Below are 23,151 nucleotides of genomic sequence, written 5' to 3' on the forward strand. Positions count from 1 at the left end.
CAAGGAGCAAGCGTCATGACCGAGTTGTCCGACGAATCCCCGGCCACCGGTGGAGGCCTGAGCCGCCGTGGCTTCCTGACACGCGCCGGCCTCGCCGCCGGAGGGGCCGCTCTGGGCGGTGCCGCTGCCGCGCAAGAAGCCGATCCCTTGATCACCGAGGTGCAGGACTGGGCCTCGATGACCGGCGAAGGCGTCGATGCCACGCCCTACGGGATGCCGATCCGCTTTGAGGGCGATGTGGTGCGCCGCACCGTGTCGTGGCTGACCGCCGACCCTATCAGCTCGATCAACTTCACGCCGATCCACGCCCTCGATGGCACGATCACCCCGGCCGGCTGCGCTTTCGAGCGTCACCATTCGGGCGCGATCGAGCTGTCGAAGGACGATTACCGGCTGATGATCACCGGCCTCGTCGACCGGCCGCTGGTCTTCACCTGGGAGGATCTGCAACGCTTCCCGCGTGAGAACCACGTCTATTTCTGCGAATGCGCGGCGAATTCGGGCATGGAATGGGGCGGCGCGCAGCTCAACGGCGCGCAATTCACCCATGGCATGATCCACAACATGGAATATTCCGGCATCCCGCTGCGGCTGCTCTTGGAAGAAGCAGGGGTCCAGCCGGAAGGCCAGTGGATCTATGTCGAGGGCGCCGATGCCTCGTCGAACGGCCGCTCGATGCCGCTGGAAAAGGCGATGGACGACGTTCTGGTCGCCTTCACCGCCAATGGCGAAGCGCTGCGCAAGGAGCATGGCTATCCCGTGCGTCTGGTCGTCCCGGGCTGGGAAGGCAATATGTGGGTCAAATGGCTGCGCCGGATCGGTGTCACCCATTCGGCCGTCGAGGCCCGCGAAGAGACATCGAAATACACCGACCTCATGCCGGATGGCCGGGCGCGGAAATGGACCTGGGCGATGGACGCGAAGTCGGTCATCACCTCGCCCTCGCCGCAAAAGCCCATCACCCATGGCTCGGGCCCCTTGGTCATCACCGGCCTCGCCTGGTCGGGTCGCGGTGCTGTCACGCGGGTCGATGTCTCGCTCGATGGCGGCGTGAACTGGCAGGAGGCCCGGATCGGCACGCAGGGCGGCAAATATGCCCTCTCGCGCTTCTATCTGGAGATCGACTGGGACGGCGCGCCGATGCTGCTGCAATCCCGCGCGACAGATGACACCGGCTATGTGCAGCCCACCAAGGACGCCCTGCGCGAGATCCGCGGGTTGAACTCGGTCTACCACAACAACGGCATCCAGACCTGGGCCGTCTATGAAAACGGAGCGGTGGAAAATGTCGAAGTCGGTTCTTAAGCTTCTGGCGACGACAGCCATGCTGTTCGCCGCCCTGCCCGCCACCGCCCAGACCCTCAACCTTGGCCGCGCCGCCCTCCCTGAGGAAATCGCCGCTTGGGACGTGGCGATCGAGCCCGATGGCACCGGCCTGCCGGTCGGTCAGGGCGATGTCTTCGATGGCGAGGACCTCTGGGTCGAGAATTGCGCCATGTGCCACGGCGATTTCGGCGAGGGTGCCGGCGCCTATCCGGTGATCGCCGGCGGTGAAGGCACGCTGACCAACCGCCGCCCGGTCAAGACCGTGGGCAGCTACTGGCCCTATCTCTCGACCGTCTGGGATTATGTCCACCGCTCGATGCCCTTCGGCAATGCGCAGATCCTTTCGGCCGACGAGACCTATGCGATCACCGCCTACATCCTTTATTCCAACGGGATCGTGGAGGATGACTTCGTCCTGTCGAACGGGAATTTCACCGAGGTGGTGATGCCCAACGCCGAGGGCTTCTATGTCGACGACCGCGAGGAAGTGGAATTCCCGCAGTTCACGGCGGAAGCCTGCATGAGCGATTGCGGCCCGGCGGTACATATCACCCGCCGCGCGACCGACCTGCAATCGACGCCGGAAGGCGCGGTGACGGTCTTTGCCCCCGATCGCCCGAACGGCACGGTCGAGAACCCCTCGGCCCCGGAAGGCGGTGAAGGCGCGGTCGTGCAGGAAGCCTCTGCCGAGCCCGAGGCCGCCCCGGCCGAGGAGCCGGTGCAGGAGACCGCCGCTCTCGACCCCGCGCTGGTGGCCGAGGGTGAGGGCCTGTGGCGCCAGTGCCGCAGCTGCCATCAGGTCGGTGATGGTGCCCGCAATGGCACCGGGCCGGTGCTGAACGGCGTTGTCGGGCGTCATGCCGGCGCGGTCGAGGGCTTCCGCTATTCGGGTCCGATGCAGGAAGCCGGTGCCGGCGGCTTGATCTGGACGCCCGAGGAGCTGGACGCCTTCCTCACCGATCCGCGCAGCTACATGCGCGGAACGCGGATGAGCTATCGCGGACTGCGCGATGCGGGCGACCGGGCGGCGATCATCGCCTATCTGCAATCGCATCCGGCGGAGTAACCGCCTCACAGGGTTGGGACAGAAAAAAGGGGGGCCACGTTGGCCCCCCTTGGTCATTTGCGCGTCACGACAAGGCGTCTCAGGCGCCCAGCCCGCGGGTGAAGCGCTTCTCGGCCGCACGGAAGCCAAAGGCGATCAGGCCTGCGATGATCATATAGATCAGCGCCAGCAGGATCAGCGGCTCGTAGATGATGAAGGTGTCTTGGCGCACCCGGCTGGCCACGGCGTAGATGTCGATCACCGTGATGGTCGCGACCAGCGGCGTCGCCTTCAGCTGCAGGATCGTCTCGCCGCCCAGCGTCGGCAGCGCACGGGCCAAGGCTTGCGGCAACCAGATCCGGCGGAACACCGCGAAACGCGAGAAGCCATAGGCCCGCGCGGCCTCCAGCTGCCCATGCGGCACGGATTTGAACGCGCCGCGCATCACCTCGCCTTCGTAGCCGGCAAAGCTGAAGGACAGGGCCATCAGCGCATAGGGCCAGGCTTGGCGCAGATAGGGCCACAGCTCGGATTGGCGGATCCACGGATATTGCGGGAACAGGCTGCCGAGACCGTAATAGATCAGCCAGATCTGCAACAGCAGCGGCGTGCCCCGGATCAGCGTGCAGAACCAGCGCGCCGGGGCGGCCAGCCAGAACGGCCCCGCCGCCTGTGCCAGCCCCAAGGGCACCGCCATGGCCGAGCCGATCAGGATCGACAGGCCCAGAAGCCACATCGTCCGCCACAGGCCTTGCGCGCCCAGTTCCGCATAGCGCGGAATCCAGTCCCAGCGCATCGACAGCGCCGCCCACAGCATCAGCCCCAGAGCCAGTACCATCAGCACCAGACGATGCGGCTTGAACCAGTCCTTCAACGGGGCCGGACGGCCCAGGATCATCTCCTCGTTCATGCCGGCCTCCTCATGCGCGCGCCCCCGCCTGTCCCCGGCGGAAACGGGCTTCGATCCAGCCGAAGATCCGTCCCGACAACAGGGTCATCACCAGATAGATCGCGCCCGCCGCGAGGAAGAAGGTGAAATAGGCCCGGGTCGAGCCCGCCGCCTGCCGCGTCTCCAGCGTCAATTCGCTGAACCCGACGATGGCCAGAAGCGCGGTGTCCTTGGTCGCGATCAACCACAGGTTCGACAGACCCGGCAGCGCCAAGGGCAACATCGCCGGGAAGGTCACGCGCCGGAAGGTCTGCACCCGGCCCATGCCAAAGGCTCGGGCAGCCTCGAGCTGGCCTTTCGGCACGGCCTGAATGGCGCCGCGCAGCACCTCGGTCGCATAGGCCCCTTGGACGATGCCCAGCACGCCGATCCCGGCCACAAGGCCCGAAATCTCGACCGGTCGCTGGCCCAGAAGCCGCAGGAACTGGTTCAGCAGATCGGTGCCGGCGTAATAGAGAAGCAGGATCAGGATCAGCTCGGGCACGGCGCGCACCACGGTCGTATAGACCGCCAGCAGATCGCGGGTCACGGCCCCGCCGCCCAGCTTGCCAACGGCGCCGAAGATGCCGATCACGCCGCCCAGCCCGAAGGCCCCCAGCGCGATTATCAGCGAGTTGACCGCCCCCCGCACGAGATTGCCGCCCCAGCCCGGAGGCTCGAGCGACAGAAGCGTGACCGAGGCCTCAAGCCCCGGCCACACCGAATAGAGCCAGTCCAGCAACGCTTACTGGCCGTAGATCGAGGTCGCGAAGTAGCGCGAGGTGATCTCGTCATAGGTGCCGTTCTCAAGGATCGCGGCGATCCCGGCGTTGAACTGGTCGCGCAGTTCGTCGTCACCCTGACGCAGACCCACGCCCACACCGGCGCCGAGGATCGCCTCGTCATGCGCGACGGCGCCCTTCAGCTCGCAGCAGGCACCGGCGTCCGAGTTGAGGAAATCCTCCATCGCGAGGCTGTCGGCCTGCGTGGCGTCGATCCGGCCCGAGGCGAGGTCCTGGTTGGCCTCGTCCTGCGTCTGGTAGGTGCGGATCTCGGTCTCGCCCTCGAAATAGGTCTGGGCATAGGTCTGGTGGATGGTCGAGACCTGAACGCCCAGCACCATGCCGGCCAGACCCTCGGGCGTCGCGTCCATCTCCATGCCGCGCTGACCAACGATCACGGTCGGCGTGTTGTAGTAGGGGTCCGAGAAGGCGATCGTCTGCAGGCGGTCCTCGGTGATCGACATGGAGGCCATGATCGCGTCGATCCGGCCCGAGACCAGCGCCGGGATGATGCCGTCCCATGCCGTCGGGGTGATCTCGCACTCCAGTTCGGCGGCTTCGCAGACGGCGTTGATGATGTCGATTTCCCAGCCGACCCAGTTGCCGGCAGCATCAGGGGCCGAGAACGGCGGATAGGGTTCGGCGGCGATGCCGACACGGACCGGATCGGCGGCAGCGGCGCCAGCAAACAGCGCCACGGCCGAGGCGGTCAGCAGAATCTTTTTCATGGAAACACTCCTGTTGTTCTGGCGCTGTTGGTCGCGCCTGGTGTCATCTTGAAGGTTTGTTCTTGTAGAAGGCCAAAGCCTCAGTAATTATGCAAGCGTATAATTAGCCTTTCCCGGTGACAGACATGCCTTTTGGTGCCGAAGACCGCACGAAACCCCTCGCCCGCGTCCTGATGCGCAAACCCGGCCCGGCCATGGCGGCTGCGGATCCCGAGGTCTGGCACTATGGCCCCGGCTTCAATCCCGAACGCGCCGAGGCCCAGCACGCCGAGCTCGCCCGTATCGTCGCGGCATCGGGCGCGGAAATCCACTGGTTTCCCTCGGATGCCGACGGGCTGTCGGATGCGGTCTTCGTGCAGGACCCTTCGTTCGTGACCCGTGCCGGGGCGGTTGTGCTCAACATGGGCAAGCCGTTGCGCAAAAATGAGCCGGAACGTCATCGCGCGCTCTACGAATCGTTGCAGATCCCGGTGATCGGCCAGCTCAAGGGCGAGGCCACGGTCGAATCGGGCGATTGCGTCTGGATCGACCCCGACACGCTGGCCATCGGCCGCGGTGCGCGCACCAATCAGGCCGGCATCGACGCCGTGGCCGAAATCCTGAAGCCGCACGGCATGTCGGTCGTGGCCTATGACCTGCCCTATTGGACCGGTCCCGAGGCCTGCCTGCACCTGATGTCGCTGATCTCGCCGCTGGGGCCGAAACTGGCGCTGATCCATGCGCCGCTGCTGCCCTATGCGCTGTGGTCGGACCTGAAAGGCAGCGGTTGGGAATTGCTGCACGCGCCGGAGGACGAATTCCTCGCCTCGGGCGGGCTGAACCTCAACGTGTTGATGCTCAAGGAGCGCGACGTGGTGATGGTCGATGGCTTCCCCAAGACCCGCGCGCTGATGGAAGAGGCCGGTTGCCGCGTGCAGGCCTTCGAGGGCGACGCGCTGTGTATCTCCTGCGAGGGCGGCCCGACCTGCCTCACCCGGCCGATCCTGCGGGCATGACGCCGCGCCGGCCCTTCCAGCGCGTGGGTGAAGAGGCCCGCCGCGCCGCCTTGATCGAGGCGACGCTCGACCTCATTGCCGAGGGCGGGCCGCAGGCCGCGACCGTCCGCGCCATCGCGTTGCGGGCGGGCGTCACGCCGGGCCTGATCCGGCATTACTTCGCCACCAAGGAAGACCTCGTCGCCGCCGCGCATGAGGTGCTGATGACCGGCCTGACCGAAGCCAGCGCCGCCCGTCTGGGCGAGCTGCCGGACGACCCGCTGTCACGGCTGTCTGAGTTTCTGGCCAATGCCGTGTCGCCGCCGGTGGCCGATCCACGCAGCGTGGCGCTGTGGGCCGCGTCGATGCAGCTGGTGCCGCGCGACGAGGCCATGCGCCGGGTTCACGAGGCGACCTACCTCGGGTTCCGCGACCGGCTGGAGGCGATGATCGCCGAGGCGCTGGCCACCACCGGCCGCCGGGACGAGGACACGCGCGCCTTGGCCATCGCCGGCAACGCGCTGCTGGACGGTCTGTGGATCGAAGCCGGCGCACTGCCTGACCACTTCCGCGAGGGAGAGCTGAAATCCATTGCGATCAAGGCCTTCTCGCGTCTTCTTTCACTGGATTTGCCTGAGGGTTGAGATGAAATACGCCGCCGTCACCGACCACCTCGCCGGCCTCGGCTCGGACAAATGGACCCTGAACGCCGCCGCGCATCGCCGCGCCAAGGCCGGCCACCGGGTCATAAACCTGACCATCGGCGAACCCGACGTGCCGACGCCGGACGCGCTGATCGAGACCGCCTGCGCCGCGATGCAGGCCGGCCGCACCGGCTATTCCAACGGCCGCGGCGAGGATTCGCTGCTGGACGCCCTGTCGACCCGCTATACGACCCGGCTGAACCGCCCCTTCGGCCATGATAGGTTCCTGTGCCTGCCGGGCACCCAGACCTCGCTCTACATGGTGTTCCGCACGATCTGCGAGCCGGGCTGCGAGGTGATCCTCGGCGATCCGATGTACGCGACCTACGAAGGCATCGTCCGCGCCGCCGGCGCCACGCCCGTCCCGGTGCAGCTGTCGCCCGAGAATGGCTTCCGCCTGCAGGCCAAGGACGTGGCCGAGAAGATCACCGGTGCCACGCGCGCGATCTTCCTCAACACGCCGCACAACCCGACCGGCGCGATCCTGACGCCCGAGGACCTGCGCCAGATCGGCATCCTTGCGCGCGAACACGACCTGTGGATCGTCTCGGACGAGGTCTACGGCGACCTGACCCATGGCGGGCGGCCCTTCACCTCAGCCCTCGCGGATCCGGAGTTCGAAGAGCGTACCGTGGTCACGGCGTCGATCTCGAAAAGCCACGCGGCGCCGGGGTTCCGCTCCGGCTGGGCTGTCGGTCCGGCCGAATTCACCGCCCGCGCCCTGCCGCTGTCCGAGACGATGCTGTTCGGCTCGCAGCCCTTCATCGCCGACATGACGGCTGAGGCCGTTGCCTCGGGCACCGAACTGGCGCAGGGCATGGCCGCGCGCATGGCCCGTCGTGCCCAGATCCTGTTCGATCGGCTGGACGGCGTCGCCGGTCTGCGGGTGCACCGCCCCGAAGCCGGGATGTTCGCGCTGATCGACATCCGCGCGCTGTCAGGCGACTCGCTGGCCTTCGCTTTGGAGCTGCTGGAGGCGACCGATGTGGCGATGATGCCGGGTGCCTCTTTCGGCGTCGCCCTAGAGGGATGGCTGCGTGTGGCGCTGAATGCGTCGGATGCAGACACCGAGGAGGCTTGCGCGCGCATCGCCCAGTATGCGATGCAGAAGGCAGCATGAAGACCGTAGCCCAAACCCTTGTCGATTGGCTGAAAATCGAGGGTGTCGAGGTGATCTTCGGGATCCCCGGCGTCCATACGATCGAGCTGTATCGTGCCCTGCCCGGAGCCGGCATCCGCCACGTCACCCCGCGTCACGAGGCCTCGGCCGGGTTCATGGCCGATGGCTATGCCCGCGTCTCGCGCCATTTCGGCGTGGCGCTGGTGATCACCGGCCCCGGCGTGACCAATGCCCTGACCCCGATGGCGCAGGCGCGCGCGGATTCCATCCCGATTCTGGTGATCTCGGGCGTCAATCGCCGCGATACGCTGGGCAAGGGGCTAGGCTATCTGCACGAACTCCCCGACCAGCGCGCGGTGACCAAGGTCCTCGGGCCCGCCCTGCATCTGGAAGATCCGCAGGCCCTGCCCGGCCTTCTGGCGCATGCCGGTCGGGCGCTGACCTCAGGCCGGCCCGGTCCGGTGCATCTGGAGATCCCGCTGGATCTGATGGCCGCGAAGGCGCCGCCCGCCTCGGCGCTGGCCCGTCCCGCCGCGCCGCAGCCCGATCCCGCCAAGGCCAAGGCCCGCCTGCGCCTGTCGAAGAAGCCGGTGATCCTCGCCGGTGGCGGTTGCCGCGATGCCGGACCCGAGCTGCAAGCCTTGGCCGAGGCCATGGGCGCGCCGGTGATCCTGACCACCAATGCACGCGGGCTGATGCACAACCACCCGCTGGCCGTGCCGGCCTCGCCCAGCCTCGACGCGGTACGCGCGTTGATCCGGGACAGCGACCAGCTGCTGGTTGTGGGGTCGGAACTGGGTCCGACCGATATCGACATGTATGCGACCGGGCAACTGCCGGACCTGTCAGGCATGATCCGCATCGATATCGACGGGGCGCAGCTGGCCCGCCATTTCGCGGCCCTGACCCTGCAGGGCGATGCGCGCGAGATCCTGCCCAAGCTGCATCCCTATGCGCCTGCCGCCGACGGGGCCGAGCGCGCCGCCGAGACGCGCCAAGCCGCCTTTGCCGAGCTTCCGGCCGAGTATCAGGACGAAGTGCGGCTGCTGAACGCCCTGCGCGACGCGCTGCCGAACGCCTTGTTCGTCGGTGACTCCACCCAGATCGCCTATGCCGGCAACCTGTATTACAGCCATGACCGCGCGGGCGGCTGGTTCAATGCGGCCACCGGCTTCGGCGCCTTGGGCTATGGCATCGGCGCGGCGGTCGGGGCGGCGCTGGCCGAACCCTCGGCCCGCGTGGTCTGCCTGACCGGTGACGGCGGTCTGATGTTCCATCCCGGCGAATTGCGCACGGCCTTCGACGAGGACCTCGATGTGACCTTCGTGGTCTTCAACAACGAGGGATACGGCGAGATCGCCATGGCGATGAAGGAAGCGGGCGCCGAGGTGATCGGCTGCACCCCCTCCGCCCCGGACATGCGCGCGCTGGCACAGGCGATGGGCCTGCCCTACACCCGCGCGACGGAAAGCGACCTGCCGATGATCGTGGCCAGCGGCAAGGGCCCGCGTCTGGTCGAGGTCAAGCGGAAGAACGTCTCCGAGTTCTGAGCCAGCGCTCCCCCGGCCAGCGCTCCTCGGGAATGACAAAACGCCCCGCGAGTGATCGCGGGGCGTTTTCTTTTGGGCGTAAGGCGGCCTGAGGTCAGGCCGCCCTCCAATCAGGCAGAGGTCGCGTTCTGCGGCTGCTTGTTCTCGGTATAGATCAGCAGCGGGCGCGCACCCGAGGTGACGGCCTCCTCGTTGACAACGACCTCTTCGACATTCTCCATGCCGGGCAGATCGAACATCGTGTCGAGCAGGATGTCCTCCATGATCGAGCGCAGGCCGCGCGCGCCGGTCTTGCGGGCAATGGCCCGGCGCGAGATGGCGCGCAGCGCGTCCTCGGTGAAGGTCAACTCGGCATCCTCGATCTCGAACAGGCGCTGGTACTGCTTGACCAGAGCGTTCTTAGGCTCGGTCAGGATGGTGACCAGCGCGTCTTCATCGAGGTCGGTCAGCGTGGCGATCACCGGCAGACGGCCGACGAATTCCGGGATCAGACCGAACTTCAGCAGATCCTCGGGCTCGAGCTGGGTCAGCGCCTCACCAACGGTGCGCTTGCTCTCATCCTTCACGTCCGCGCCGAAACCGATCGCCGTGCCCTTGTTGCGCATCGCGATAATGCGCTCCAGGCCCGCGAAGGCGCCGCCACAGATGAACAGGATGTTCGTTGTGTCGACCTGCAGGAATTCCTGCTGCGGATGCTTGCGGCCACCCTGCGGCGGGACGGAGGCGACGGTGCCTTCCATCAGCTTCAGCAGGGCCTGCTGCACACCCTCGCCCGAGACGTCTCGGGTGATCGAGGGGTTGTCCGACTTGCGGGTGATCTTGTCGACCTCGTCGATATAGACGATGCCGCGCTGCGCGCGCTCGACGTTGTATTCCGAGGCCTGCAGCAGCTTGAGGATGATGTTTTCCACATCCTCGCCCACGTAACCGGCTTCGGTCAGCGTGGTCGCATCCGCCATGGTGAAGGGAACGTCCAGAATGCGGGCCAGCGTCTGAGCCAGCAGCGTCTTGCCGCAGCCGGTCGGGCCGATCAGCAGGATGTTCGACTTCGAGAGTTCGATCTCGCCCTGCTTGCCGGCCTTGCCGGAATAGCCGAGGCGCTTGTAGTGGTTGTGCACGGCCACGGCGAGGACGCGCTTCGCCCGCTCCTGCCCGATGACGTAATCGTCCAGCACCTTGGCGATATCGCCCGGGGTCGGAACGCCGTCGGTCGCTTTGAAGCCGCTGCCCTTGGTCTCTTCACGGATGATGTCCATGCAGAGTTCGACGCATTCATCGCAGATGAACACGGTCGGGCCAGCGATGAGCTTGCGCACCTCATGCTGAGATTTGCCGCAGAAAGAACAATACAGGGTGTTCTTGCTGTCGCTACCGGAGGAATGAGCCATTCGACACCTCGTGCTCGTCGTCGGTTCTGGCCTTCTGACGGGCCCTTGTGTCAAAACTAGGCCAGCGGGCGAGCAGGGACAATGCCTAATCGCATGCCCGCCCGCGGCCGGTTATCAGGAAGCCTCGACCGGCTTTTCGCGCGACTCGAGGATCTCGTCGATCAGACCCCAGGCTTTCGCTTCTTCCGGGGTCATGAAGTTGTCCCGCTCCAGCGCGTCTTCCACCTTCTTGTAGGTGTTGCCGGTGTGCTTGACGTAGATTTCGTTCAGGCGCTTTTTCAGGCGCTCGGTGTGACGGGCGTGGATCATGATGTCCGTCGCCTGCCCCTGATAGCCGCCCGAGGGCTGGTGCACCATCACCGAGGAGTTCGGCAGCGAGAAGCGCATGCCCTTCTCACCGGCGGTCAGCAGCAGCGAGCCCATCGAGGCCGCCTGACCGATCACCAGCGTCGAGACCTTCGGCTTGATGTACTGCATCGTGTCGTAGATCGACAGACCCGAGGTCACCACGCCGCCCGGCGAGTTGATGTACATCGAGATCTCTTTCGAGGGGTTCTCGGCCTCGAGGTGGAGCAGCTGGGCCACGATCAGCGTCGCCATGCCGTCATGCACCGGGCCGTTCACGAAGATCACGCGCTCTTTCAGCAGGCGCGAGAAGATGTCGTAGGCCCGCTCGCCGCGGCTGGTCTGTTCCACGACCATGGGAACGAGGTTCATGTAGGTTTCAATCGGGTCGCGCATCGCTCGGGCCTCGCAAATGACGTGTGTAGTTCACGTTAGGGGTCAATCCTTGCCCAAGACTTAGCCTTCCGATCCCCCCCCCGCAAGGGGCGCGCCCCGGCAGTTTTCACGGCATTGTCACGGGGGCTGTCACGGGGCCCTTGCCCGGTACGCAGCATGACGCCCCGCCTTTCTGGGGCAACACGCCTAAGACTTCGTTACGGCCGGTGCCGCGGGTTAGCGTCCCTGAAACTTCGCCGGGCGCTTTTCAAGGAAGGCCATGACCCCCTCGCGGAAATCGCGGGTCGCGCCCATCTCGCCCTGAAGGCGGGCTTCGACCTCCAGCTGGGCGTCGAGGTCATTGGTCAGGCTCTGGCGCATCGCCTGCTTGACCGCGCCGTAAGCCAGCGTCGGGCCATTGGCGATCTGGGCCGCGCGCGCCTTCCATTCGGCATCGAACTTGTCATCCGGGATCGAGGCCCAGATCAGCCCCATCTGCGCCGCATCATCGGCGGTGACCTTCTCGGCGAACAGGGCCTGCCCCATGGCGCGGGCAAAGCCCACGAGGCGCGGCAGCCAATAGGTGCCACCGGCGTCCGGGATCAGACCGATGCGAGTAAAGGCCTGCAGGAACACCGCCGATTGCGTGGCGATCACCACATCGGCCGCCAGCGCGAGGTTGGCCCCTGCCCCGGCCGCCGCGCCGTTAACGGCGGCGATTACCGGCACCGGGCACTCACTGATCGCGCGCAGCATCGGCTCGTATTCCTCGCGCAGGATACGCCCGAGGTCGAGCTCGTCGACCGAGGCTCCGTCGCCCAGATCCTGACCCGAGCAGAAGGCCCGCCCCTCGCCGGTCAGCACCAGCACGCGCATCCGCGCGCCCAGATCGCGCACGGCGGCGGTGATCTCGGCGCGCATCTGCGTGTTGAGCGCGTTCATCAGGGTCGGGCGGTTCATCGTGATGGTGCCGATGCCGGCATCCTCGGTCACGGTGAGGGTCTTGTAGATCATGGCAGGCCTCCCAGGCGGCATTTGGCGTCACGTTAGCCGCGCCGCCCGGGATAGGCAAAGCCGCGACCTAGCGTCACTCTTTCAGCAGTTCCTGCAGGCGGGCTTCCTCGTCAGCGCTGAGGTTGGCCGCCCCCGCCTTGCGCCGGCGGCTGGCCCCCAGCGCGATTCCCAGCCCGATGATCAGCATGGCCGGCCCGGCAATCCACAGGATCAGGTTCGACCCCGAGGCGCGCGGATTGAGCAGCACATACTCGCCGAAGCGGTCGACCATGTACTGAATCGTTTCCTCGTTGCTGTCGCCCGCCACCAGACGCTCGCGCACCATCAGGCGGATGTCGCGGGCGATATCGGCATTGGAATCATCGACGGATTCGTTGCGGCAGACCACGCAGCGCAGCTCGGCGGTGATCTCGCGGGCCCGGGCTTCAAGCGCCGGATCCGCGAGGATCTCGTCCGGTTGCACCGCCAGCGCCGGCAGCGCCAGCAGCATCGTCAGGGCGAGGATCAGATGGCGCATGATCTCACTCCGCAGGGGTGGCCGCTGTGGGCGCCTTGCGCGCACCCGCGGCGACGCGGTAGCGCCGGTCGGTGAGCGACACCAACCCGCCGAGCGCCATCAGGATGCCGCCGAGCCAGAGCCAAGTGGCGAAGGGCTTCACATAGGTCCGCAGCGCCCAGCCACCACCATCCTGCGGATCGCCGAGTGCCACATAGAGGTCGCGGGTCAGCGAATAGTCGATGGCGGCCTCGGTCGTGGGCATGCCCGCCGCCGGGTAGACGCGCTTTTCAGGGTGCAGGGTTGCGACCAGACGCTCGCCGTCATGAACTTCGACCGTGCCCATGGTGGTGACGTAGTTCGGCCCCTGCTCGCGGTGCACCTCGGCCAGCGTGAAGGTGTAGCCCTCATGCTCGAAGCTCTCGCCCACTTGGGCGACGCGGATGTCCTCGGAGGCCCAGCCCAGCACCGCGGCCACAGCGAAGATGGTGACGCCCAGCCCGGCATGGGCCAGGGCCTTGCCCCATTCGGCGCGCGGCAGGCGCGTCATCCGGCGCAGACGGTCGGCCACGCCATTGCGGCCACTGCGGGTCCAGAGGTCGATGAAGGCGCCGACAACAAGCCAGGCCCCCAGCGCCACGCCCACCGGCCCCAGCGCGCTTCGCCCGGTCTGCAGCGCGAAGACCAGGGCGCCCAAGGCCACGGCCAGCACCGCCGCCCCGGTCATGCTGCGCGCCGCGCGGCCGAGCTGGCCGCGTTTCCACGGCAGCACCGCGCCGATCGGCAAAGCGATGGCCAGTGCGATCATGAAGGGGGTGAAGGCCGCATCGAAGAAGGGCGCGCCCACGGACAGCACCCGCCCGAAGGCCAGCTCGGACACCAGCGGCCACATCGTGCCGACGAAGACCACGAAGGACGCCACGGCGAGCAGCACGTTGTTGAGGACCAGCGCGCTCTCGCGGCTGACGAGGGCGAAGACGCCCTTCGCCTCCAGCGCGGCGCTGCGCAGCGCGAACAGGGTCAGCGCGCCGCCCACGAAGAAGGCGAAGATGCCGAGGATCACCACCCCCCGCTCAGGGTCCGAGGCGAAGGCATGGACCGAAGTGATCACGCCGGAACGCACGATGAAGGTGCCCATCAGCGAGAATCCGAAGCCGAGGATCGCCAGGAGGATGGTCCAGGCCTTCAGCGTCTCGCGTTTCTCGACGACGATGGCCGAGTGCAGCAGCGCCGTGGCGAAAAGCCAGGGCATGAAGGAGGCGTTCTCGACCGGGTCCCAGAACCAAAAGCCGCCCCAGCCAAGCTCGTAATAGGCCCACCACGACCCCAGCGCGATGCCGATGGTCAGGCAGATCCAGGCGGCCAGCGTCCAGGGGCGCACCCAGCGGCCCCAGGCGGCGTCGACCTTGCCCTCGATCAGCGCCGCGACGGCGAAGGAGAAGGCCATCGAGAGGCCGACATAGCCGAGGTAGAGGAAGGGCGGATGGAAGGCGAGGCCCGGATCCTGCAGCAGCGGGTTGAGGTCGTTGCCGTCGAACGGCGGCATCGCCACGCGCAGGAACGGGTTCGAGGTCAGCAGCATGAAGGCCATGAAGGCCGCGCCGATCGAACCCTGCACGGCCAGCACGCGGGCCTGCAGGCTGGCGGGAAGATTGTCCCCGAACCAAGCGGCACAGGCGCCGAACAGCGACAGGATCAGCACCCAGAGCAGCAGCGAACCCTCGTGATTCCCCCAGACGCCGCTGATCTTGTAGAGAAGCGGCTTCAGCGAATGGGAATTCTCGATCACCAGAAGGACCGAGAAGTCCGAGGTGACGAAGGCATAGGTGAGCGCGCCGAAGCTCAGCGCGATCAGGACGAATTGGGCGCTGGCCATGGGCTGCGCGGCGGCCATCCAGTCGGCCCAACCCTTTTGCGCGCCGACCAGCGGGACCACCGTCTGGAGCAGCGAGAGGGCGAAGGCGAGGATGAGGGCGTAGTGTCCGAGTTCGACGATCATGCCTTTCGCTATACCGCGCCCGGACGGGTCGGCAAAGCACGAAGGCGTGCGGGGGGCTGCGACATTGGCCCGCGCTTGGGGCTTTGGGGGAGGCGTCGAGGGGGCTCTGCCCCCGTCGCTATGCGACTCCCCCGGGATATTTTCAGAACGAAGATGTCAGGGGAGCGGGTCCTGACTGCGGTGCCAATCGTCGAGCGCGGGGTTTTCTGGCGGCTGGGGGGCCATGGGTGCGCGCTCGCGGCGGTAATGGGCCTCGCGGGCGCCGAAGTAGAAGGTCACTACGCCGCCGATAAGCCACCAGAGCGGCTCCGGCACGAGGGCCAGCGCGCGCATGCGGATCGAAAAGCCCTCGGGGTCGGCCATGGCGTAGATCAACAGGCCGGGCGTGCCCATCGCGAGGAACAGCCGTGGCAGGCGGTTGAGGGCGTCGATCAGCTGGTTGAAACGGCCGGTTCTGGGCGGCTGTCCCTCGGGCTCGGGCGAAAGGCGCGCGGCGACATGGCTGAGGCCAAGGCGCAGGAGGGTCGATCTTAGGCCCATCCGGCGGTCCGGGCGCGGTGCTGGGCTTCGGTCAGGTGATAGCGCGGGGCGATGAATTCCTCGGCGCGCAGGATCCAGCCGCCCTTGCCCCCGTCCCGCCGGCGGGCATAGCGGCGCGAGGCCGGGCGGCGGTCGGCCAGCGCGTAGTAATAGTCACGCCGCGCGATGCCATAAGCATCGGCGAGGTGATCCGGCGCTTCGGCGGCGGCGCGATGCGCGGCGGCCAGGGTCTGCGGCCCCAGCGCGCCATCCACCGTCAGATCGGCCCCCATCTGGTTCAACAGCCGCTGCAGAATGCGCACGGCGTTGCCGCCGGCGTTGACATACATGTCGAAGACCGAGGGTTGCAGCAGCACCGGTAGGCCGGCGAGGCCGGGGCGCGTGTAATAGTGGTCGAGGAAGATCTCGACCGCCTGTGTCCGGCTCAGGGCGCGCACATCCGCCGGGGTCACCGCGCCGTCGCCGTTGAGATCCAGCCCCAGCCTGCGCATCGTATGGATCGTCACGCCGAAATTCGTGGCCCCACCTGGATCGTTGGGGTCGTTCACATAGCCGCCTTCGCGCGCCACGATCTCCTCGGCCAATTGCAGTACATCGCGCATCCCCTGCCCTCCGCCTGTTCAGACGGCGGCAGGATCGGCGGGGGTGGTTCAGATGACCTGAGGGGCGCGCGCGTTGCGCAGCACCAAGTGCTCGATCAGGACTCGCGCTCCTGATGCATTTCCGGGTTGTAGGCGCATTCCGGGCGGTTCGCGGCGGCGTTGGGGCTGCCCTCGGCGCCCACGGCATCCGCCACTTCGCGCGGCATATAGGTCTCGTCGTGCTTGGCGAGGATTTCCGAGGCCACGAAGACCCCGTCGATCAGACGGCCAGTCGCCACCGTGCCCTCGTTCTCGCCGAACAGGTCGGGCAGGATGCCCGTGTAGCTGACCGGCACGGCGTTGCAGAAATCGGTGACGCGGAAGGTGATCGCCTCGCCCTGCCCCCGGTTCAGCGAGCCGACCTCGACCATGCCACCGAGGCGAAAGACCTCGGACGCAGTCGGCGGTTCGGCCATCACCTGACTGGGTGAGCGGAAGAAGTTGATGCCGTCGCGCATGGCGTAACCGATCAGCCCCGTGGACAGCGCCAACGCCACGGCGGCCACGGCGATGATCTGCACGCGGCGGGTCTTCTTGAGGCTCTTCATGCCGGCCATGGGATCTTCCTCCGAACTCTCGTGCGGCAGATAGGCGGTCGCGGGCAGCCCTGCAATCGGGCCGAATGCCGCATCAGGCCGCGCGGAACGGGATCCGGCGGCGCAGGAATTGCGTGGCCTTGTGGCCGACGGCGGTGGGCTCGCCAGTGGTCAGGAAAACGCTCTCGGTGCCCGGGCCGACCATCTCGGGGTGGCGTTCGAGATAATGCTCAAGGCTCGCCGCTACCAGTTCGGGCTGCGAATAGACCGACACCTCGGGGCCGAGCGCCGCGCGGAAGGCCTCTTCCATCAGCGGGTAATGGGTGCAGCCGAGGACGGCGGCCTCGGGCTTTGGCATCCGGCGATGCAGGGCCTCGACATGGGAATGCACCAGCGCCTCGGCGAGGATCATGTCGCCCTGTTCGATTGCGTCAACCACGCCGCCGCAGGGCTGGGCTTCGACATCCACGCCGATGGCCCGGAACGCAAGTTCACGCTGGAAAGCACGGCTGGCGACGGTCGCGGGGGTAGCAAACAGCGCCACATGCTTCACGGCGACCTCGCGGGGCGGCGAGTTGTCGCCCCATTGGCGCTCGGTCAGGGCCTCGATCAGCGGGACGAAGACGCCAAGGACGCGCTTGCCCTCGGGGATCCAGTTCTCCTGCATGCGCTTCAGCGCCGCGGCCGAGGCCGTGTTGCAGGCGAGGATCACCAGATCGCAGCCCTCGTCAAAGAGCCGCTGCACGCCGCGCGTGGTAAGGTTGTAGATGTCCTCGGCATCGCGCGTGCCATAGGGCGTGTTCGCGTTGTCGCCGAAATAGACGAAGGGCACGTCCGGCAGCCGCTTGGCCAGTGCGTCCAGTACCGTGAGCCCACCAAGCCCCGAATCGAACACGCCTACTGCCATCTGAGCCTCTATCGCCGGTAGTTGTCCTCGAATTCATGGCCCAGAACAGACCAGTCCGAGGGATTTGGCGACAAGTCATACGTCTTGCGGCGCAGGAAATCCATCACCTCTTTCGGGCTTTGCGCCGCACTTGCGATCTCGTGATGCGGGATCGGGCGGCCCACGGCCAGCCGCACCGGCTGATCGGCACGAGTCGCGAATTCGCGGACCAGAAGCGACATGCGCAACAGGTAATGGAGGTGGCTCGAGACCTGAAACAGCCGCGAATTCTCGCCCTCGAACCACAGGGGCACGACGGTGGCCTGCGATTGCGTGACCATTTTCGCGGTGAAATTGCGCCAGACGGGATCGCGGGCCTCGGCCATGGGCGTGGCGCCGGTGGCGACGGTGCCGCCCGGGAAGATGCCGACCGCGCCGCCGGCCTTCAGATAGCGGATCGCCTCGGCGCGGGTGGCGATGTTCTGCGCTTGCGCTTCGCGCGTGCCCGAGAAATCAATGGGCAGGATCGCGCGGTTCACGTCCTCGGCCTTCTGGAAGACCTGATGCGCGACGATGCGGAAATCTCCACCCCGGACGGCCGAGAGAAGATGCCCCAGCACCAGCCCGTCGAGGATGCCGAAGGGATGGTTCGACACGACGACCAGCGGCCCGGTCGAGGGGATCGCGCCCAGCGAGCCGCGGATTACGTCCAGACGGAGGCCGAAACGCTCCATCATCACCCGCCAGAAATCGAGGCCCGCCGCTACGTCTTCCTCATAGCCCTCGGCCCGACGCATCAGGGACAGGCGGCCGGTGGCATTCTCAGCCGTGCGGATCAGCAGGCGACCCAGCGGCGATTTGGCGGAATGGGCATAGGTGACGTCACGGGTGACATCGCGCGAGGGGCGCGGACGACGACGCGGGGTGACAGGCGTATCGATGATGGCGAGCGACATGGCGGGACCTCTGGTGGTTGTCCCGTTCTAGCGCCGGCAAATGACAAAACGGCGACGCCTTGGCGCCGCCGTTTTGAGGAGTGTTACTCGGCCGCCATCCGCGTGGGCGTGCCGCCCGAGGCGATGGCCGCAATGATTTCCTCGCGCCGTTTGGCCGCTGCGCGCTCGTTGGCTTCCTTGACCGGGCCGTAGCCGCGGATGGACATCGGCAGCATCGCCAGCTCCATCACCAAATCGCGGGTTGCCGGCTTCAGCTGCGGCAGGACCGCCTTCATGTCGCTTTCGAACTGTTTGATCAGGCTGCGTTCCATCTTCCGCTCGGCCGAGTAGCCGAAGGGATCGAGCGGCGTGCCGCGCAGCCCCTTCAGCTTCGCCAGCATCTTGAAGCCGGACATCATCCAAGGCCCGAATTCGCGCTTTTTCGGACGGCCCGAGGCATCCTTGCCCCCGAGGATCGGCGGCGCGAGGTGGAACTTCATGACGAAATCACCGTCGAAGGTTTCGCGCGCCTTGGCCTCGGTCGCCAGATGCATCCGCGCGACCTCGTACTCGTCCTTGTAGGCCAGCAGCTTGAAATAGCCCTTCGCCACGGCCTCGCGCAGAGCCTTGTCCTCGATGGGATCAACGAGCTTGCGGAAGCGCTTGGCGAGGCGCTGGTTCTGGTACTCGACGAGCCGCGCCTCGCGATAGGCGACCGGATCGACCGGCACCGCGCTGACCTCGGCGGGCTGGATGAAGGCCAGCGCCTCGGCGGGATGCGCGGCGGCCCAGCGACCGATCTCGAAGGCGCGCAAATTGCCCTCGACAGCGGCCTTGTTAAGGCGGATCGCCTCACGGATCGCCTCGCCGGACAGGGGCACGAGACCCTTCTGCCAGGCGCCACCCAGCACCATCATGTTGGAATAGATGGAGTCGCCCAACAGCAAGCGCGAGAGTTCCGAGGCATCGAAGAATGTCAGACCTTCGCGGAGGCGGGCTTCAAGCGCGACCTCCAGATCATTGACCGGAAGGCGGAATTCCGTGTCGCGGGTAAAGGCGCCGGTGATGATCTCATGGCTGTTGACAACGGCGCCGGTCCGACCCGTCGTCATCAGGCCGATGGTCTTCGCCCCGGCCGTCACCACCAGATCGCCACCGATCACCGCATCCGCCTCGCCCACCGCGACGCGCACGGCGCTGATGTCCTCGGGCTTGTTGGCGAGACGCAGGTGGATATGCACCGCGCCGCCCTTCTGCGCGAGGCCAGCCATCTCCATCATGCCCGCGCCCTTGCCGTCGATCTGCGCGGCCTGCGCCATCACTGCGCCCACGGTCACCACGCCCGTGCCACCGACGCCGGTGATCACCACGTTATGCGTGCCGTTGATTATGGGCAGAGCGGGTTCCGGCAGGTCAGGCAGCTCCAGTGCACGGGTCGCGCCCTTCTTCACCGTCGCGCCTTCCAGCGTGACGAAGGAGGGGCAGAAGCCTTTGAGACAGCTGAAATCCTTGTTGCAGGACGACTGGTCGATGGCGCGCTTACGGCCAAGTTCGGTCTCGACCGGAACGATGGACACGCAGTTCGACTGCACGCCGCAATCGCCGCAACCTTCGCAGACATCGGTGTTGATGAAGACGCGGCGGTCGGGATCGGGGAACTGGCCGCGCTTGCGGCGACGGCGCTTCTCGGCGGCGCAGGTCTGGACGTAGATCAGGGCCGAGACGCCCTTGGTTTCCGCCAGCTTGTCCTGCACCTTCATCAGCTCGGCGCGCTCGACCTTCTCGATGCCCGAGGGGAATTGCGACAGGTCGAGTTCTTCCTTCTCGTCATAGACCACGACCACAGGATCGACGCCCATCGCCTTGATTTCGCGCGCAATCTGATAGGCGGTCAGCCCGCCCTCATTGCGCTGGCCGCCGGTCATGGCGACCGCGTCGTTGAACAGGATCTTGTAGGTGATCGTCGTTTTCGCCGCCAAGGCCGCGCGGATCGCCTGCACACCCGAGTGGTTATAGGTCCCGTCGCCCAAGTTCTGGAACACATGGCCGCGATGCGAGAACAGGCTCTCGCCGATCCAGTTCGCCCCCTCGCCGCCCATATGGGTGAAGCCCAGCGTCTCGCGGTCCATCCACTGCACCATGTAGTGACAGCCGATCCCGGCATAGGCACGGCTGCCCTCGGGCACCTTGGTCGAGGAGTTATGCGGGCAGCCCGAGCAGAACCACGGCGTGCGCTGCGCGATGTCGCGGGCATTGTCGGCGCGGCGGGTCTCGACCAGACGCTCCAGCCCCTTCACCACGCTATCAGAGGCACAGCCCTCCTCGGTGAAGATCGCGCCCAGCTTCTCGGCGATCATCACCGGATCAAGGGCATAGCGGGTCGGGAACAGCTCTTCCGAGTGCATCCCGCCGGCGCCACCCTTGTACCAGCCATAGACCCGGCGGCCGCGACGGTCGTCGAAGATCGCTTCCTTGATCTGCACCTCGATCAGCTTGCGCTTCTCCTCGACGCAGATGATCAGGTCGAGGTCATCGGCCCAATCGTGGAACGAGGTCATGTCCAGCGGCCAGGTCTGGCCGACCTTGTAGGTGGTGATCCCCAGCCGCTCGCATTCCGCCTCATCGAGGCCCAGCAGCCCCAGCGCATGCACGAGGTCGAGCCAGTTCTTGCCGGCCGCCACCAGACCGATCTTCGCGCCAGGCTTGTGCCAGACCGGCTTGTCCATGCGGTTCGCGCGGCTGAAGGCCTCGGCGGCGAAACGCTTGTAGTCGATCATCCGCGCTTCCTGCGCGACGGGCGTGTCTTGCAGGCGGATGTTGAGCCCACCCTCGGGCATCTGGAACTCGGGGCGCACGAATTGCATCCGGTGCGGATTGCCATCGACGACGGCGGTGGCCTCGATGGTGTCCTTCATCGTCTTCAGCCCGACCCAGAGCCCGGAAAACCGGCTGAGTTCATAGGCATAATGGCCGTAATCGAGGATCTCCTGCACGCCGGCGGGCGACACGATCGGCATATAGGCGTCGACCATGGCCCAGTCCGACTGGTGCAGCACGGTCGAGCTTTCGCCCGTATGATCATCGCCCATCGCCATGATGACCCCGCCGTTCTTCGACGTGCCGGCCATGTTGGCATGCTTCATCGGGTCGCCCGAGCGGTCAACGCCCGGCCCCTTGCCGTACCACAAAGCGAAGACGCCGTCGTACTTGCCCTCGCCCCGCAGCTCGGCCTGCTGGCTGCCCCAGACGGCGGTGGCGGCGAGGTCTTCGTTCAGCCCCTCCTGAAACCGCACCTGCGCCGCGTCGAGGAAGGGCTTGGCCTTCGTCATCTGCAGATCGACCGCGCCCAGGGGCGAGCCCCGGTAGCCGGTCACATAGCCTGCGGTGTTCAGCCCGGCGGCGCGGTCGCGCTCGTGCTGGGCGATCATCAGGCGCACGAGGGCCTGGGTTCCGTTCAGAAGGACCGGCGACTTCTCAAGGTCGAAACGGTCGTTCAGAGACACTGTCTGCTTACCCATCGTGCACCCTCCCCAGTGCTTGCCGATTAGCTGGCCATTGCCGCAGCAACAGAGGCAGTATAGGTCACAAATGCTGACCTTAAAAGCCTCCTCAACGATTTCTTGTCTTTTCGCTTCAAGACTGATCCCCTAGAAGCGGCTTCGCAACGGATGGCAGCAGGAAACAGATAATTCCGCGATGGATTGGGACAAACTGAGAATCTTCCACGCGGTTGCCGATGCCGGCAGCCTGACCCACGCCGGCGACACGCTGGGGTTGAGCCAGTCTGCCGTGAGTCGTCAGATTCGCGGCCTTGAAGAATCTCTGGGCACGACCCTGTTCCACCGCCACGCCCGCGGGCTGATCCTGACCGAACAGGGCGAGCTTCTGTTCGACGCCACGCGCGCGATGAGCAAAAGGCTGGAAACCGCCTCGGCCCGGATCCGCGACAGCGAGGAAGAGGTCTATGGCGAGCTGCGCGTGACCTCGACCACCGCTTTCGGGACGCTATGGCTGGCCCCGCGCCTGCCGACGCTCTACGCCAAGTATCCGGAGTTGAAGATCGACCTGATGCTGGAAGAGCGCGTGCTCGACCTGCCGATGCGGGAGGCCGATGTCGCCATCCGCATGAAGGAGCCCAGCCAGGCCGACCTGATCCGCAAGCGGCTGATGGGCGTTCGCATGCGCCTCTATGCGTCGCAGGAATACCTCCGCCAGAACGGCACGCCGCATTCCATCGCCGAAATCGCCCAGCACCGGCTGGTCTGCCAGAACGCCAATGCCCATCAGGTGTCAGCCGGCGCCGCGCTGGTGCGGGAGCTGATGACTCAGCAGATCCGCACGACCTTCACCGTCAACAACTACTTTGGCGTGCTGCAGGCGGTGGTGAACCATCTCGGCGTGGGTGTGCTGCCTGATTACCTGACCGAGGACTTCCCGCAACTGGTCCGCGTTCTGCCCGATGTGGAAAGCGCCGAGGTTCCCGTGTTCCTCGCCTATCCGGAAGAATTGCGTCATTCCAAGCGTGTATCGGCTTTCCGCGATTTCGTCCTCGAGGGGGTGATCGCCTATAGGCGGAACAGAACCGGCCCCAGCACCGAGTAACTCTCCCCCAAGTTGCGCTTACCTTAGGTGAGGCATGCGTGCAACGCATCGCGGCTATGTTGCATGCGCAGCGACCTTATTGTTGAACGCATGCAGCGTGTCGATTATGTCGGGACATGAGATACATGGCTGAGCCGTGTATCTTTACCTCCCTGTTGGACTTGGGCCGAGCGATTGCTCGGCCTCCTTTTTTTCCGGACCCTGCGTCGGAAAATCCGGCATCTTCCCCCTGCCTGC

General features: G+C 66.3%; 21 protein-coding genes. 7 read left to right on the plus strand and 14 right to left on the minus strand.

Features of this window, described 5'->3' with window-relative positions; translation table 11 throughout:
* Window positions 1–15 precede the first annotated feature (15 nt).
* Together soxC and BCY78_RS02520 are read left to right on the plus strand one after the other, a co-directional pair.
* Window positions 16–1,305, plus strand: a complete 1,290-nt coding sequence (soxC, locus tag BCY78_RS02515) for a sulfite dehydrogenase (RefSeq protein ID WP_068297334.1) — start codon at window positions 16–18, stop codon at window positions 1,303–1,305.
* On the plus strand, window positions 1,286–2,392 hold the full coding sequence (locus tag BCY78_RS02520; RefSeq protein WP_068297339.1) for a c-type cytochrome: 1,107 nt from the start codon (window positions 1,286–1,288) through the stop codon (window positions 2,390–2,392). Before soxC ends, BCY78_RS02520 begins: the two co-directional genes overlap by 20 nt.
* Before the next feature lie 79 nt (window positions 2,393–2,471).
* Here the strand turns inward: BCY78_RS02520 and BCY78_RS02525 are convergent, their stop codons facing one another.
* The 3 genes from BCY78_RS02525 to BCY78_RS02535 are packed head-to-tail and all read right to left on the minus strand — an operon-like array spanning window position 2,472 to window position 4,809.
* Window positions 2,472–3,281, minus strand: a complete 810-nt coding sequence (locus BCY78_RS02525) for an ABC transporter permease (RefSeq protein ID WP_068297342.1) — start codon at window positions 3,279–3,281, stop codon at window positions 2,472–2,474.
* Between the two features lie 10 nt (window positions 3,282–3,291).
* Window positions 3,292–4,041, minus strand: a complete 750-nt coding sequence (locus BCY78_RS02530; protein ID WP_369808686.1) for an ABC transporter permease — start codon at window positions 4,039–4,041, stop codon at window positions 3,292–3,294.
* Window positions 4,042–4,044: 3 nt separating this feature from the next.
* Entirely contained in the window at window positions 4,045–4,809 is a 765-nt protein-coding gene (locus BCY78_RS02535) for a transporter substrate-binding domain-containing protein (RefSeq protein WP_068297345.1), read from the minus strand.
* Between the two features lie 125 nt (window positions 4,810–4,934).
* Here BCY78_RS02535 and BCY78_RS02540 point away from each other — a divergent pair, with 125 nt between their 5' ends.
* Genes BCY78_RS02540 through BCY78_RS02555 form a run of 4 tightly spaced genes read left to right on the plus strand, consistent with a single transcriptional unit; the run spans window position 4,935 to window position 9,157 of the window.
* Entirely contained in the window at window positions 4,935–5,804 is an 870-nt protein-coding gene (locus BCY78_RS02540) for a dimethylarginine dimethylaminohydrolase family protein (RefSeq protein WP_068297347.1), read from the plus strand.
* Window positions 5,801–6,427, plus strand: coding sequence for a TetR/AcrR family transcriptional regulator (locus BCY78_RS02545; protein WP_068297349.1), 627 nt, complete (start codon window positions 5,801–5,803; stop codon window positions 6,425–6,427). Before BCY78_RS02540 ends, BCY78_RS02545 begins: the two co-directional genes overlap by 4 nt.
* 1 nt (window position 6,428) lies before the next feature.
* Window positions 6,429–7,607, plus strand: coding sequence for a pyridoxal phosphate-dependent aminotransferase (locus BCY78_RS02550; RefSeq protein WP_068297352.1), 1,179 nt, complete (start codon window positions 6,429–6,431; stop codon window positions 7,605–7,607).
* Window positions 7,604–9,157, plus strand: a complete 1,554-nt coding sequence (locus BCY78_RS02555; RefSeq protein ID WP_068297354.1) for a 5-guanidino-2-oxopentanoate decarboxylase — start codon at window positions 7,604–7,606, stop codon at window positions 9,155–9,157. Before BCY78_RS02550 ends, BCY78_RS02555 begins: the two co-directional genes overlap by 4 nt.
* A 110-nt stretch (window positions 9,158–9,267) precedes the next feature.
* Here the strand turns inward: BCY78_RS02555 and clpX are convergent, their stop codons facing one another.
* The 11 genes from clpX to BCY78_RS02610 form a co-directional block, all read right to left on the minus strand.
* The gene (gene clpX, locus BCY78_RS02560; protein ID WP_068297356.1) at window positions 9,268–10,545 is read right to left on the minus strand and encodes an ATP-dependent Clp protease ATP-binding subunit ClpX; all 1,278 of its coding nucleotides are present in this window, start codon (window positions 10,543–10,545) and stop codon (window positions 9,268–9,270) included.
* Window positions 10,546–10,659: 114 nt separating this feature from the next.
* Window positions 10,660–11,286 (minus strand): ATP-dependent Clp protease proteolytic subunit, encoded by a 627-nt coding sequence (locus tag BCY78_RS02565; RefSeq protein ID WP_068297359.1) that lies wholly within the window; start codon window positions 11,284–11,286, stop codon window positions 10,660–10,662.
* A gap of 216 nt (window positions 11,287–11,502) precedes the next feature.
* Window positions 11,503–12,279, minus strand: a complete 777-nt coding sequence (locus tag BCY78_RS02570) for an enoyl-CoA hydratase-related protein (protein WP_068297362.1) — start codon at window positions 12,277–12,279, stop codon at window positions 11,503–11,505.
* A gap of 73 nt (window positions 12,280–12,352) precedes the next feature.
* Window positions 12,353–12,796 carry a cytochrome c-type biogenesis protein gene (locus BCY78_RS02575; protein WP_068297365.1) on the minus strand — a complete coding sequence of 148 codons (444 nt, stop codon included), beginning with the start codon at window positions 12,794–12,796 and terminating at the stop codon, window positions 12,353–12,355.
* A 4-nt stretch (window positions 12,797–12,800) separates the two neighbouring features.
* On the minus strand, window positions 12,801–14,774 hold the full coding sequence (locus BCY78_RS02580) for a heme lyase CcmF/NrfE family subunit (protein WP_068297369.1): 1,974 nt from the start codon (window positions 14,772–14,774) through the stop codon (window positions 12,801–12,803).
* A 156-nt stretch (window positions 14,775–14,930) separates the two neighbouring features.
* Window positions 14,931–15,314, minus strand: a complete 384-nt coding sequence (locus BCY78_RS02585; RefSeq protein ID WP_068297372.1) for a 3TM-type holin — start codon at window positions 15,312–15,314, stop codon at window positions 14,931–14,933.
* Window positions 15,305–15,916: a holin-associated N-acetylmuramidase gene (locus BCY78_RS02590; protein WP_068297375.1), complete on the minus strand. Its 612-nt coding sequence runs from the start codon at window positions 15,914–15,916 to the stop codon at window positions 15,305–15,307. The genes BCY78_RS02585 and BCY78_RS02590 overlap by 10 nt, the downstream gene beginning before the upstream one ends.
* Before the next feature lie 95 nt (window positions 15,917–16,011).
* A complete protein-coding gene (gene ccmE, locus BCY78_RS02595) occupies window positions 16,012–16,503 on the minus strand; it encodes a cytochrome c maturation protein CcmE (protein WP_068297679.1) in 492 nt (163 codons plus the stop codon).
* Window positions 16,504–16,585: 82 nt separating this feature from the next.
* The gene (locus BCY78_RS02600; RefSeq protein WP_068297378.1) at window positions 16,586–17,398 is read right to left on the minus strand and encodes a glutamate racemase; all 813 of its coding nucleotides are present in this window, start codon (window positions 17,396–17,398) and stop codon (window positions 16,586–16,588) included.
* 8 nt (window positions 17,399–17,406) lie between these two features.
* Complete coding sequence (locus BCY78_RS02605; RefSeq protein ID WP_068297381.1) at window positions 17,407–18,333, minus strand: lysophospholipid acyltransferase family protein; 927 nt, start codon at window positions 18,331–18,333, stop codon at window positions 17,407–17,409.
* Window positions 18,334–18,416: 83 nt separating this feature from the next.
* Window positions 18,417–21,830 (minus strand): indolepyruvate ferredoxin oxidoreductase family protein, encoded by a 3,414-nt coding sequence (locus BCY78_RS02610; RefSeq protein ID WP_068297384.1) that lies wholly within the window; start codon window positions 21,828–21,830, stop codon window positions 18,417–18,419.
* 178 nt (window positions 21,831–22,008) lie between these two features.
* Between BCY78_RS02610 and BCY78_RS02615 the strand changes: the two genes are divergently transcribed.
* Window positions 22,009–22,914: a LysR family transcriptional regulator gene (locus BCY78_RS02615; protein WP_068297387.1), complete on the plus strand. Its 906-nt coding sequence runs from the start codon at window positions 22,009–22,011 to the stop codon at window positions 22,912–22,914.
* The last annotated feature ends 237 nt before the right edge of the window (window positions 22,915–23,151 follow it).

The organism is Pararhodobacter sp. CCB-MM2, from assembly GCF_001691415.1.
GTDB lineage: Bacteria > Pseudomonadota > Alphaproteobacteria > Rhodobacterales > Rhodobacteraceae > Pararhodobacter.